This window comes from Candidatus Stoquefichus sp. SB1, assembly GCF_001244545.1.
Classification (GTDB): domain Bacteria; phylum Bacillota_I; class Bacilli_A; order Erysipelotrichales; family Coprobacillaceae; genus Stoquefichus.
The window spans coordinates 669357-683124 of record NZ_LN852696.1; the positions used below are offsets into that span (position 1 = coordinate 669357).

Annotated in this window: 13 protein-coding genes; 11 read left to right on the forward strand and 2 right to left on the reverse strand. The window is 31.2% G+C overall.

Annotation, left to right across the window (positions count from 1 at the left end; all coding sequences use genetic code 11):
• From BN1865_RS15745 to BN1865_RS15760, 4 genes are read left to right on the forward strand one after another with little or no spacing between them, the layout of a single operon-like run.
• A complete protein-coding gene (locus tag BN1865_RS15745; protein WP_050638204.1) occupies positions 1–576 on the forward strand; it encodes a TIM44-like domain-containing protein in 576 nt (191 codons plus the stop codon).
• 27 nt (positions 577–603) lie between these two features.
• Entirely contained in the window at positions 604–1731 is a 1128-nt protein-coding gene (locus BN1865_RS15750; RefSeq protein ID WP_050638205.1) for an SPFH domain-containing protein, read from the forward strand.
• Positions 1728–2369: a hypothetical protein gene (locus BN1865_RS15755; protein WP_050638206.1), complete on the forward strand. Its 642-nt coding sequence runs from the start codon at positions 1728–1730 to the stop codon at positions 2367–2369. Before BN1865_RS15750 ends, BN1865_RS15755 begins: the two co-directional genes overlap by 4 nt.
• A gap of 6 nt (positions 2370–2375) precedes the next feature.
• Positions 2376–3026: a PCI domain-containing protein gene (locus BN1865_RS15760; protein ID WP_050638207.1), complete on the forward strand. Its 651-nt coding sequence runs from the start codon at positions 2376–2378 to the stop codon at positions 3024–3026.
• A gap of 173 nt (positions 3027–3199) precedes the next feature.
• On the opposite strand, the gene BN1865_RS15765 is transcribed toward BN1865_RS15760, so the two are convergent.
• Positions 3200–5110, reverse strand: a complete 1911-nt coding sequence (locus BN1865_RS15765) for a BglG family transcription antiterminator (protein WP_050638208.1) — start codon at positions 5108–5110, stop codon at positions 3200–3202.
• Positions 5111–5360: 250 nt separating this feature from the next.
• On the opposite strand from BN1865_RS15765, the gene BN1865_RS15770 reads away from it, so the two are divergent.
• The 5 genes from BN1865_RS15770 (at position 5361) to BN1865_RS15790 (ending at position 10261) form a co-directional block, all read left to right on the forward strand.
• The gene (locus BN1865_RS15770; RefSeq protein ID WP_050638209.1) at positions 5361–6707 is read left to right on the forward strand and encodes a PTS sugar transporter subunit IIC; all 1347 of its coding nucleotides are present in this window, start codon (positions 5361–5363) and stop codon (positions 6705–6707) included.
• Positions 6708–6764: 57 nt separating this feature from the next.
• Positions 6765–7232, forward strand: coding sequence for a zinc-ribbon domain-containing protein (locus BN1865_RS15775; protein WP_050638210.1), 468 nt, complete (start codon positions 6765–6767; stop codon positions 7230–7232).
• A 13-nt stretch (positions 7233–7245) separates the two neighbouring features.
• Positions 7246–7713 (forward strand): zinc-ribbon domain-containing protein, encoded by a 468-nt coding sequence (locus tag BN1865_RS15780; protein WP_050638211.1) that lies wholly within the window; start codon positions 7246–7248, stop codon positions 7711–7713.
• Positions 7714–7905: 192 nt separating this feature from the next.
• Entirely contained in the window at positions 7906–8832 is a 927-nt protein-coding gene (locus BN1865_RS15785; RefSeq protein WP_050638212.1) for a type I phosphomannose isomerase catalytic subunit, read from the forward strand.
• Between the two features lie 10 nt (positions 8833–8842).
• A complete protein-coding gene (locus BN1865_RS15790; RefSeq protein WP_050638213.1) occupies positions 8843–10261 on the forward strand; it encodes a glycoside hydrolase family 1 protein in 1419 nt (472 codons plus the stop codon).
• 127 nt (positions 10262–10388) lie between these two features.
• Here the strand turns inward: BN1865_RS15790 and BN1865_RS15795 are convergent, their stop codons facing one another.
• Positions 10389–11426, reverse strand: coding sequence for a LacI family DNA-binding transcriptional regulator (locus tag BN1865_RS15795; protein ID WP_050638214.1), 1038 nt, complete (start codon positions 11424–11426; stop codon positions 10389–10391).
• Between the two features lie 211 nt (positions 11427–11637).
• Between BN1865_RS15795 and BN1865_RS15800 the strand changes: the two genes are divergently transcribed.
• Both BN1865_RS15800 and BN1865_RS15805 read left to right on the forward strand, forming a co-directional pair.
• Complete coding sequence (locus BN1865_RS15800) at positions 11638–13050, forward strand: glycoside hydrolase family 1 protein (RefSeq protein ID WP_050638215.1); 1413 nt, start codon at positions 11638–11640, stop codon at positions 13048–13050.
• Positions 13051–13115: 65 nt separating this feature from the next.
• Positions 13116–13766 carry a ribulose-phosphate 3-epimerase gene (locus BN1865_RS15805; protein ID WP_050638216.1) on the forward strand — a complete coding sequence of 217 codons (651 nt, stop codon included), beginning with the start codon at positions 13116–13118 and terminating at the stop codon, positions 13764–13766.
• Positions 13767–13768 lie beyond the last annotated feature (2 nt).

Sequence of the window (13768 nt, forward strand, 5' to 3'; positions counted from 1 at the left end):
ATGGATGAAAAACTAAAAATGAATATTCAAAAAGCTGATTCACAATTTGTAGAAAGTGATTTTTATAATTGGTGTAAAGATGTGATGAATGAGTTAGAAGAAGCATGGTCGAATAAAGATATTGAGTTATTGGCTGAATATGAAACAAAACAACTGTTCTCGCTTCATCAAGAACAGTTGAAAAATATGGAACAGCGAAATGTTAAAAATGTTGTGAAAGATATCCAAATAAATAGTCTTCATATTGTTGGATATGAGCAGAAAAAAGATTTGGATTGTATTGAAGTCAATATAGAGATGTCTTTAATTGATTATTATTGTTCTATTGATAGTGCAGAAATTTTACGTGGTTCTTCAACCAAAAAAAGAAATGTTAAATATAAGGTTGTCTTTGTTAAAGATGTGCATATACAATCTGATGGTTTTCAATCATTAAAAAGTTTAACTGTCTGCCCATATTGTGGAGCACCTATTGATCTGAAAAAAACAAGTCATTGTGAATATTGTCAAAGAGATATTCATGCTAGAAAAAGTTGCTATAAAATAGATGAATTAGAGATATTAACACTTGTATAGAAAATAAATAGAGATGGAGGAAAAGCAATGGCAATTATTGATTTTGTAAAGTATGATGGGGCACCAGATATCTTTGCCTGGAAGTACCCAAATCAGGAGTTAAGTACATGGACACAGTTGGTTGTCAATGAGTCACAGGAAGCAATTCTTTATAAAAGTGGTAAAGCATTAGATTTATTTGGACCAGGTCGTCATGTTTTAGATACTGCAAATATTCCACTATTAACAGGATTAATTGGTCTTCCTTTTGGTGGGAAATCACCATTTACAGCAGAAGTTTGGTTTATTAATAAAATTGTATCGATGGATATTAAATGGGGAACACCTTCACCTATACAATTACAAGATCCTAAATATAAAGTTTTTTTACCAGTGAGATCTTATGGACAGTTTGCTATTAAAATCGAAGATTCAAGACAGTTCTTAACATCTTTAGTAGGGACGCTTCCTTATTTTGATAAAGAACATGTGACAAAATATTTTAAAGGCATTTATCTAACGAAAGTTAAAGATGCGATTTCTTCATTTATTCTTAAAGAAGGAATTAGTGTTCTAGAAATCAATGCTTCATTAGAAGAATTATCAGATTATATTTATCAAAAAATGATTCCTGAAATGGCTAAATATGGAATTTCAATTGTTAATTTTAATATTAATGATATTAGTATCCCAGAAGATGATTCAGCAGTTAAGAAATTAAAAGATGCTCTTGCAAAACGTGCTGAAATGGATATATTAGGATATAACTATCAACAGGAAAGATCGTTCGATACACTGGAAGGTGCTGCTAAGAACGAAGGCGGAAGTGGTGGCATGATGGGTGCTGGAATTGGTCTTGGCATGGGTGTAGGAATTGGTGGACCTATGGGTCAACAAGTTGGCGGACTGACAAGTCAAATTGATACATCTACAAAGATGAAAGAATGTCCAAAATGTCATCAAAAAATAGAAGAAACTGCTAAATTCTGTCCAATGTGTGGTGCTGATACAAGAATCAGTGATACTAAAGAGTGTCCTCACTGTCATGCCAGTATTCCAGTAAGTGCTAAGTTTTGCCCTGAATGTGGGCAGCCAATAAGAAAAGTTTGTCCAAAATGTGGTGTAGAAGTCGGAGCAAATGTAAAATTTTGTCCGGAATGCGGTGAAAAATTATGATGAAAGCAGAAAAATTTTTCCCTGCCTTAGGACTTTTAATAACGTTCATTACAATTCTTGCATTCATTTTAATGGGGATAAGTTCTTATATAGTTGTTAATGTTGCTTGTGCTGAGTTACTTGCAACATTTACCCTCTATCGTGGCTTATCACTAAAGAAGATTGAAAAAGCATTTCTTATTCCAGGATTGATTATTGTTTCTCTTGTTATGATTGTAGTAATAGCTACAGTTTCTTTACTAGGATATATGACCATTGGTTTCATTATCTTGATATATGGCATTGCTTTGGTAGGATATACAGTTGTTCTTTATTTTGCAAAACGTATGTATATAAAAACAAGTGGAATCAATCATCAATTTAATCAGCTGCAAGTTTGTTTAGAGATACTTGAACAATTCAATCATTTGAATTTGGATGAAGAAATAATGAAACAAATTCCATTATTATCTTCTACTTTAAAATCATTAGATTTATCAAGAGATTTTGATCTTGATTCACTTGCTCGTTCACTTATATATTTTCAAAATCATTATCAAGATGAAGATTATGATAGTATTCAAGAATTTCAGTATATTCAATCTCGGATTCAGCAATATCAGTTGATTTCTCAACAAGCAAAATATGGAAAGGTGTAAATATTAATGAAAAAATCAAAATCGTGGACACTTATTATTGTTTTATTGATTTTTGTATGGCCAGTTGGACTCTTTTTCCTAGTTCAAAAATTAAGGAATGATAAAACTGCAGTTTTCCAAAAATCATCAGTTTTAAAATATATATCATATGTTTTAATTGGTTTTGGAGCCATTTCTATTATCCTGACATTAACTGGACAAATGGAACAAACTGTAGATGGAGTGACAACTGTTGTAACTGGTAGTGATATGATTTTCTATATTGTTGTTAGTCTTCTTTTTATTGCTGGAGGCGTATTAATATTAAGAAAAAGCAGATCTATTGAAGCAGAAAGAAAGCAATATCGTGATTATATATCACTCATTGTCAATTCAAAGGTGACATCCATCGCTAAAATTTCATCAGCTCTTGCTATTTCTGCTACGCAAGTCACTCAAGATTTACAGAATATGATTGACAAAGGATATTTTCAAAATGCTTATATAGATAAAACAAAGCAGTGTATTGTTTTAGAAAATCATTCTCAAAATGTGACAACGCAAGAAAATATAGATAATGATTTCCGGACAGTTGTATGTCCTGGCTGTGGGGCACAGAATGTGATAAAAGGTCATGGAACAACGGAGTGTGAGTATTGTGGAACACTCTTGCATTAAAAGTTAAACCTATTTTCCATGTTTATATATACGATATAGAAATATTAAACAAAGTACTTGATTTAAGCTAATAGATAAATAAGAATCAATTATCTATTACATTGTATACAAAACTGTTTGTAATAAAAAAACACCAGTAAGATATTCTTCTTAGTCATAAGAAGTTTATCAGATTACTGGTGTTTTATCATCATTTTTAAGAAATCAGCATAGTTTGCCTGGGCTATAAAAGATTCAATATGATTTTCTTTAATTGTTAAATTGATGAGTGTATTGGTTAATGTGTTATAGATATAATTATTTGTATCTAGACATGAAAAGAGGATGATGATTTGAAGTTCATGTTTATCCCAAAGAATAGGATCATTTAGTATTAATACTGCTAAAATATTGTTATTGTTTAATGGTTTATTGAGTTTAACAATACCAACTTTATTTTTATATCCAATAATAGTTCTTTGATCTTTCATAGATAAACTATTTTTAAATGATTCTTTTAATGTTGGATATTGAGATTTAAGCATTTTATAAAATGTATTCATAACATCTGTTTTATTTTTGGCTTTGACATGTGCTTTAAAGAGCTTAGGATGAAAAATTGTTTCAATTTTATTTTTATTAAAAAGATAAGACAGGTAGTTTTCTATTTTATCAAGATCATCCTGATTAATAATTTGTGAAATATTAATATATGGGATAGATAATTGTTTATGAATAGGGACTGTTGAAATAATAAAATCATACTGTGATAAATCTTCATCTGGAAGTTTATAATACTGTGAAGTTTTAATGATATCAATTTGACTTTCAAAGCGGTCTAAAATTTGAGAAGCACTTAAATCTTCGGCTCCACCACCTAATCCACATAGTAAAAGAACTCTTTTTTTATTGATTTTTTGATTTTGAATATGCGTATTAAATATAATTGCAAAAAATGCTAATTCACTCATTGATAAAGATTGATGCGTATATTTTTTTATAACGGATGAAGTAATTTCTGCTAGTTCATAAGCCAGAGGGTAGGTTGTTTTTAATTCATCATAGAGGGGATTTCTTATTTTTTCATGATATGTAATACGGATCAATGCCGCTTCGATATATAATGTAAAGATAGTTTTAAATTTTTCATCTTGAAATTCTAAAAGGGTTTGTTTTTGAATCTCGTCAAGAATTTCATTGATTAATATCAATGTACTTGCTTCATTGATAGGTTCAATTCCCTTTGAAGATCTTTTACAGATAAGTTGAATTGCCATTTGATTGATTTCATTTTCATTCATTTGACATTGAATACGTTTTTGAATAAATTCAGCAATATCACTTGCTGCTAAAAATTCATGTCGTCCTTCAATAGGAGATAAATCTGGTGTTTCAGTAATCGTATAACCTGAAAGAATTCTTGTAATACTGACAGAAAGACTTAAAAGAAAATCACATAAAGCAATGTCAGACATTTCTACCTGATGTTTTTTGATAATTTCAATAATACCATATTCTAATGAATCTTTTTCAGCTATATATGAATTTAAATAGTCATAAAACATTTCTGACTGTCTTAAATTTGTAAATAAATAATCACAAATAGGTTTACGTTTATTCACTTCATCACCAACGATACAAATTCCATAATTAGGTTTTTGATGCATTGTTAAGCCATACTTTTTCACAGTCTGACGGGCTTGTTTTAAATCACATGAAATCGTTGAACGACTAATCAATAGTTCATCAGCCAAATCATCTATTTTCATATAATCATTTTTATCAATTAATCTTTTAATAATATAATTTTGACGTTCCCATGGAAGAGTAGGAAAAATGGATTCACGCTGACGTTCAGCATCTTCAATAACATTTGCTAAAGCTTGTAAAGAAAGTGATGATTTTCCTTCAATAATATAACCTTTAGAAGTTTTAGAAATCAGTTCATAACCAAGGGTTTTTAATATTTTCTTGATATTTAACATTTCATCTCTGACTAAGCGACGATTAATACCTGTTGCTGTTGCAATATCATATGAAGATATATACTGAGTTGATGAAATCAATAACTTTATAATTTCAATTTCATTTTTCTTTAAATTCACAATAATCCCTCCTCGCCGTTTTAATTATAACAAAGTTCGACAAATGTGTAAACGTTTTCTCTAAAAAGTTATTTTCTCAAAATTGCTTGAAATCGTTGATAAATAAGCATTTTGGATAAAAAAGAGAGTTACTCGGCATTAGTTGTGCCAATTGATAATATAGAAAAAATTGAGTGACATGATAGAATAAAAGCGTAAAGAGAAAACGTTTACACTATGTTTTCAAAACTATAACGAAGGGAGAATTTATATGTCTACTGAAAACATGTCCTTTATGGACAAATTGATGGCAAAAGTTGATGTCATCGCTGGACCAATGACAAGGTTTGGTCAAATACCATTCATTAAAGCAGTTGTTAATGGTATGGTTGGATCAATCGGGGTTACTATGGTTGGTTCTATTTTCTTAATTATTTTTCTTTTATGTTCTGATGGTGGTTTAACAGAAACTGCATTGTTGCCATTCATGAAGCCTTGGGCTGGTGATTTAGCTTTAATTAATAGCTTATCTATGGGGATGATGGCTGTTTACATTGTGATTGCAATGGGAGCTGAATATGCTGAAATTAAAGGTTTCAATAAGACAACAGGTGCTGTTGGTGCATTCTTTGCATTTATCTTATTAAACTACAATGCTGTTGGTAAGTTATTTGTTGAAGGTGTTGCTGCTGATGCATTGCCAAATGCCCTTGAAATTACTTACTGGGGTGGTGCTGGTGTTATTACTGCTATGGTTGCTGGTGCAATTGCAATTAATGTTATTCATTTGTGCTATAAATATCATATCCGTATTAAATTACCTGATTCTGTACCTCCTGCAATTTCTGATAGTTTCTCAGCAATTATTCCTTATTTCATTATTGCAATTATTTGTTGGGGAATTAGAACAATCGGTGGTCTTAATATTCCAGAAATGATTGGAAATATGTTATTACCTGTTTTGTCTGCTGCTGACAATATCTTTGTTTATTCTTTACAACAATTCTTATCTGCATTGTTATGGACTTGTGGTTTACATGGTGATAATATCACTGGTGCTGTTACAAGTGCATTCTTAAATACTTGGATTGGTGAAAATAATGCTGCTGCTATGGCTGGAACTGCAGTTGCTAATTTACCATATACTTGGACACCAAACTTATGTAGATTATCTCAATGGGTATCTAGCTGCTGGCCAATCTTAATTTATATGGTTATGTCAAGTAAGAAATTACCTCACTTAAAACCATTGGCTGCTATTTGTTTCCCACCTGCAATCTTCTGTATTGTTGAACCAATTATGTTTGGTTTACCAGTTGTGTTGAATCCTTTCTTGATTATTCCATTTGTTGTTACACATACAGTAACTGGAGCTTTAACTTATTGGTTAACAAGTATTAGTTTTGTAGGAAAAATGTATTTGAATTTACCATGGGCAACACCATCTCCTATCTTAGGTTATTTAGCTGCTGGAGGTTCAATTGGTGGATTTATTGTTGTATTTATTAACTTAGCAATTGGTATGGTTATCTTCTATCCATTCTGGAAAGCTTATGAAAAATCTGAAGTGAAGAGATTGGAAGAAGAAGCTGCTGCAACTGTTGCTGCAAACGCTTAAAATGAATAAGGGGGACTTGTTAACAGGTCTCCTTTCTTAGACTAGGAGGAAAAGAAAATGAAAGAATGTCCATATTGTCATAAAGATTTACCTGATGATTCTACATTTTGTACTTATTGTGGTAAACCATTAAAAAAAGTAAATATACAAGATTTAGAGAAAGCGAAGGAAAAAATTGAAAAAGAGCGAGAAAGTCAAAAGATTGATCCTTCTTTAAAACAAAATCCTCGTCAAAATAGTTGGAGTAAACTTGGACTGATGCTTTTCCTCATTTCTTTGATTGGATTTGATTTTATTGTTGGTTCCATTGTTGGCTCATTAGGAATGGATACAAAGTTTGTATTTATAATAAGCATGGTTGGTTATATCGGAGCTATTGGCTGTGGAGTTATGTCATTTATGATTGATCGTCAGGATAAGAAAAGAGGTTTCCAACCAAATGGAAATAGTAAGTTTGCAATGGTGGCGATTATTATGAGTGGTTACATTGCTTTATTGAATTTAACGACAGTGATCTTAAAGTAAAGGGGAGAGAATGATGTATTGTCGAAAATGTGGTGCAAAATTAAGTGATACAGCAAAGTTCTGTGATAGCTGTGGTGAAGAAGTGAAAGTTATAAAACAACGTAGCGATAGCCAAAAGTATGAAGAACGACAAAAAAATGATCAGTCTAAGGAGTCTAAAAAGAAAATAAAACAAGATCAAAAGATTGATGAATTAAAAAATCCTTATGTGATTCCAGCTTTAGGTACGGCTATTTTAGCATTTGGATTAGCTATTTTTCCATGGCCCATTAGCTGGGGAATTGGAACGAGTTTATGGATGAGAATTGCTATTTTATTGATTGCATTATTGTCAGATTATCATTGTACAAAGTCTCGACAAGTCAATAATTTATATCATATTCAATATCGTTATCGTGTCCAGCCACAATTGGTTAAAACAGCTACAATTCTTGCGACTTTAACAACTGTTGTTGCTTTATTTGCTTTGATTAATATGTAAAAAAAATGAAATACTATGAAAATCATTGTAAGTGATAAAAAATAATAGTTGATTTTAAGAAATACGTAATACTTTCATGATGAATTCAGAGTATTGCGTATTTTTTTCAATGGATATTTTGTCATAACTTATGACTATTCAATCTATTGAGAAGAGTGCAGATTACTTTAGAATAAAAGAAGGAGGCGTATTATGAGCGTATTATTTTTTAAACCGATTCCTAGACCTGCTATCTGGGGACATACACTATTAAAAGATTATTTTGGATATAAAGATTTTCCTGATGGTATAGGCCAGTCATGGTCATTTAGTGCCCAAGAGAATGCATCAACAATTTGTATTAGTGATCCATATCAAGGAAAAACATTATTAGAATTATGGCAGACACATCAGGAATTATTTGGTCATCCATATGAGGATTTCCCAGTTATTATTTCTCTTGTTGCTCCTGAAGATGACTTGAGTCTACAAGTTCATCCTGACGATGAGCATGCCCATCATGTTGGCTTTGCATCTGGTAAAAATGAAGCGTGGTATTTTATTGAAGCTCAGGAAAATGCGAATATTGTTTATGGACATGAAGCGAAAAATGAAGAAGATTTAAGAAAATATATTCAAGCGGATCATTGGGATGAACTGATTCGCCATTTAGATGTTCATAAGGGAGATTTTGTTTATTTGCCAGCTGGGCTCTTACATGCTTTAAAAAAAGGAAGTATTGTTTACGAAATTCAACAAGCAACAGATATCACATATCGTTTCTATGATTATCATCGCAAAGATGAACATGGTAAAGAACGTGAGCTTCATTTAGAACAAGCTATTGATTGTTTATCTTATGATAGGCAAGCAATGAAAAATGATATTCATCCTATGGTGACAAGTGGTGAGCACTATCAACAGACTGTCTTTATTTCTAATGACTCTTTTACAGTTACAAAATTAGAAATAACTGGATTGTATGAATATTGTTATGACAATTATCAACTTGCGACAATTGTAAAAGGCAGTGGAACAGTTGATAATAGAGAAGTTAAAATAGGAGATAGTTTTTTGATCCCAATCAATAATCAAGTTCAATTGAATGGACAAATGACAATTATGATGACAACAAAGTGAGGATAAGAAAATGAAAAAAGATTTTTTATGGGGTGCAGCTTTAAGTAATGTACAAGCTGAAGGTGGATATTTAGAAGATGGAAAAGGATTAAATGTTTATGATACATTGGTTGTTACACCAGAAAAAGGAATTGTTCCAATGTTTTGTGATACCAAAGTCGCTACTGATCATTATCATCATTATAAAGAAGATATTGATTTAATGGCAGAAATGGGATTTAAAGCTTATCGTTTTTCCGTTGTTTGGTCAAGAATTCATCCTCAGGGAGATGATGAAGTTCCCAATCAAAAGGGATTAGATTATTATGAGGATATGGTTGACTATCTTTTAGAAAAAGGTATTGAACCTGTTGTTTCTTTGGTTCATTTTGATATGCCAGATCATTTGCTAAGAAAGTATAATGGTTTTTTAAATAAACAGGTTATTGATTTTTATGCTAAACATGTTGAGGCAGTTGTTTCTAGACTACAAGGAAAAGTTAAATATTGGTTAACATATAATGAAATCAACTTAGCACCTTATCAGTCTGATTTGGTTGCTGGAGCTTATCGCCCTGATGATATGAGTTTGGCAGAACTATTTGCCCATTTGTCTGTGAATACAGCAATAGCCCATGCCCGTGCAGTAGAAGTCATTAAGCGAATTGATGCAAAAGCATGGATTGGTGGAATGATAGGACATGCACCTTTTTATCCTTTAACTTGTCGCAGTGAAGATATCATTGCAGCTGATTTTAAAAATAAAATGCATAATTATTTGCCATTTGATATTATGACATCAGGACAGTTACCTGAGTATTTTATAAATTTTGTTGAAAAAAGAAATATTGATATTCTTTTTAATGAGGATGAAAAACAAGTTGTGAAAGATGCTTCTGAAAAATTAGATTATTTAGCGTTTTCATATTATCGTAGTGGTGTACAAAGTTCATTTGATGATATAGAGGATTTGATTGAATTAGAAGATGCTATTTTATTTGATCAACGTGGTCTTAAAAATCCTCATTATACAGCAAATGAATGGGGATGGCAGATTGATGCTGAAGGACTAAGATACTCATTAATTGATTTATATGATCGCTATCATAAACCATTGTTTATTGTTGAAAATGGTATAGGCATTGATGAAAAATTAGTTGATGGAAAAGTTTATGATGATGAAAGAATCAGTTATTATCAAAAACATATAACAAGTTTAAAACGTGCTGTTGAACATGATGGTGTTGATTTATTAGGGTATTTAGCATGGAGTCCAATTGATTTTTTAAGTAGTCATAAAGAGATTAGAAAAAGATATGGTTTTGTTTATATCAATCGTGATTTTGATGATTTGTTAGATTTAAAGAGATATCCTAAAAAATCTTTTTATTGGTATCAAAAGGTTATTAAGAGTGATGGTGAAGATTTAGAAAATAATATTGATTATTAAATCATCAAGTTCTTTATTGATTATATGAGGGAACATTCAATGTTATGTGAATGTTCTTTTTATTGGCAAAAATAATAAAACAGGTGATACGTATCACCTGTTAGTATGTTATATCTTTGTTATAGATTTAATCGATTTGAGAGTCAGTATCAGTAGAATCACGTCTAATGACTTCAACTGGAAAAATAAAACGCCTTTCTTCTAATTGAATTTCTTTATCATTCATTAAATTTAATAATAGACTCGATGCTTTTTGTGCTAATCCTTTGGTATCTTGTCTAATTGTTGATAAAGAAGGGTGACATGAATGAGAAATAGAGATATCATCAAATCCAATGACTTTTACATCTTGAGGAACAAGGATATTATTTTCAGTTAAAGCGACCATAACACCATAGGCACGCCAGTCATTTGTAGCAAAAACACCATCAAAAGAAATACCTGCTTTAATTAATGAATTCATCGCTTCTCTTGCTCCTTCATAATTGGCTGAATTAGGATCTAATAAAATTTGTAATTCTTTATATTCTTGTAAACCATAATCTTTTAATGCTTGACGATAGCCTTCTAAACGTTGTTTATTAACTGATAATGTTTTATTACGAGAAACAATTGCAATTCTTTGACAGCCCTGTTTAATTAATTCTTCTGTAGCTAAATAACCACCACTATAGTGATTAGATTCTACATAATAAACATTATTATGATCTTTTGGTTTTCTATCTATACAAACAATTGGAATATCTCGACTGATGACATCAGTGGGGATTTCTTCAATTCCTGAAATACACATGATACCATCAACTAATTTAGAATCTAATGATTTAAAATAAGCAATTTCTTTTTTTTCATCTTGAGATGTATTACATATAAAAACTGAATAATTTTGTTCAAAAAAATATTTTTCTATTTCTAAAACCAAATGTGAAAACCATTCATTATCAATATTTGGAACAATCAATCCAACTGTCTTAGATTTTGACATTCTTAAACTCTTTGCAGCCATATTTGTTGTATAACCATATTTATCTATAATTCCTTGTACTTTCTTTCTTGTTTCTTCAGAGAAGCGCCCATTATTATTAATGACTCTTGAAACTGTTGCAACAGAAACATTTGAGAGCTTCGCAATTTCTTTGATTGATATACTTCGTTTTTTATCCATAAATTTCACTCCTGCATTCATTATAAAGGTTTTTTCCAATATTTTCAAATGATTATGAAAACGGTTTCTTTCTATATGAAAGTGTATCAATAAAGTGAACAAAATGAAATAGTTCATAATGGCACACCTTGTGCCATTAACTTGTGTGGAAACGTTTACTCATTCGCATTACAATAAGTTTGTAAAGATAAAGAAAGAAGAGGAAAGGATTATGACAAAAAAGTTACCAGATGCATTTATGTGGGGAAGTTCAACAAATGCTCAACAATTTGAAGGTGCATGGAATGAAGATGGCAAAGGTGTGTCTATAAGTGATACACGTGTACTCAAAAATGGTTATTCTAACTTTCATATTGCGAGCGATCATTATCATCATTTAGAAGAAGATTTAGATTTGTATCAAGAAATGGGATTTTCAATCTATCGTTTCTCAATTGCCTGGACAAGGATTTATCCTACTGGTGAAGAAGAAACACCAAATGAAAAAGGATTAGCATTTTATGATCGTATGGTTGATGGCCTAATCAAAAGAGGTATCACTCCAGTAGCAACACTCTATGCTTATGATTTACCACAAGTATTACTTGATAAATATAGAGGATTCTTGGATCGTAAAGTGATTGATTTATATATTCAATATGTCAGTACAATTTTTGAACATTTCAAAGGCAGAATTCAATATTATACACCATTCAATGAACCAAATTTATTTCACCTAGATCAAGAATATATTATGGGAAATAATGATTTGACAGATAAAGAAACATGGCAGGTGGAACATCATTTAACCTTAGCCTATGCAAGATGCGTCAATGCCTGTCATGAAATTGATCCAGATGCAAAAATTGGTCCAAATTGTGCAACAGGTGTTGTTTATCCAGCCACTTGCAATCCTAAAGATGCACGTAAAGCATTGACACAGATGTATATGACAAATTGGGCCTACTTAGATGTTTACTGTCGAGGACATTATCCACAATACTTTATCAATTATTTAACAGAAATAGATTGTATGCCACATATGGAACCAGGTGATGAGGAATTAATTGCATCAGTGAAACCTGATTTAATTTCTACAACATATTACTCAACAAGTGTTGCGAGAGTTGATGAAGATGGTGAAGTTTTAAAAGAAGCTCCAGCACCAAAAGAAGTTCAAGAAGCTTTGGTACAATATCGTAGTGGTGATCTCAATCCTTATTGTAATGAAACAGAATGGGGATGGATTATTGATCCAGATGGTTTCTATTATCAATTAATGGAAATTTATCATCGTTATCAATTACCAATCTTAATTCTTGAAAATGGTATGGGTGCTACAGAAGAATTAGATGAAAATCATAAAGTACATGATGATTATCGTATTGATTATTTAGCAAAACATATTCAATGTATGAAAGAAGCAGTGGCTGATGGGGTTGAGTTATTAGGCTATTTAACTTGGTCTGCTCATGATTTACATTCTACAAGAGAAGGATTTGTAAAACGTTATGGATTTATTTATGTTGATAGATATGAACATACAATCAAATCGATGAAACGTTATCCAAAGAAATCTTTCTACTGGTATAAAAAAGTGATTGCTAGTCATGGTGAAGATTTAGCAAATGATATTAAATATTAGAGATAAAGGTGAAAACCTTTATTTCTTCAATCGATGAGTAAACGTTTTACCGAGGGGAGAGAATTATGGAAAAGTTATTATGCCCATCAATGATGTGTGCACATTTTGGAAATTTGGAAAAAGAAGTCAATGAATTAGATGAAGCTGGTGTAGATATTTTCCATCTAGATGTTATGGATGGAAATTTTGTACCAAACTTTGGTATGGGATTACAAGATATAGAGTATATCATTCAAGCAACTCAAAAACCATGTGATGTCCATTTAATGGTGAATAAAGCCAGTGATTATATACAAAAATTTGCAGATTTGGGGGTTGAAATTATTTATGTTCATGCTGAAAATGATCCCCATATTACCAGAACATTACAAATGATTAAAGATGCTGGTGTTCACCCTGGACTTGCAGTGAATCCTGGAACATCGATTGAATCTATCAAAGAAACATTGAGCTTAGTCGATTATGTTCTTGTTATGAGTGTTAACCCAGGATTTGCTGGACAAAAATATTTAGGATTTGTTGATCATAAATTTGATCAGTTTTGTGAATTGAAAAAACAATATGGTTTTAAAGTCATGATTGATGGAGCATGTTCACCAGAAAGAATTCAAACTTTATCACAAAAAGGGGTGGATGGATTTATCTTAGGAACATCGGCATTGTTTGGCAAGGGAAAAAGTTATCAGGAAATTATCAAAACACTAAGACAATTATAAGG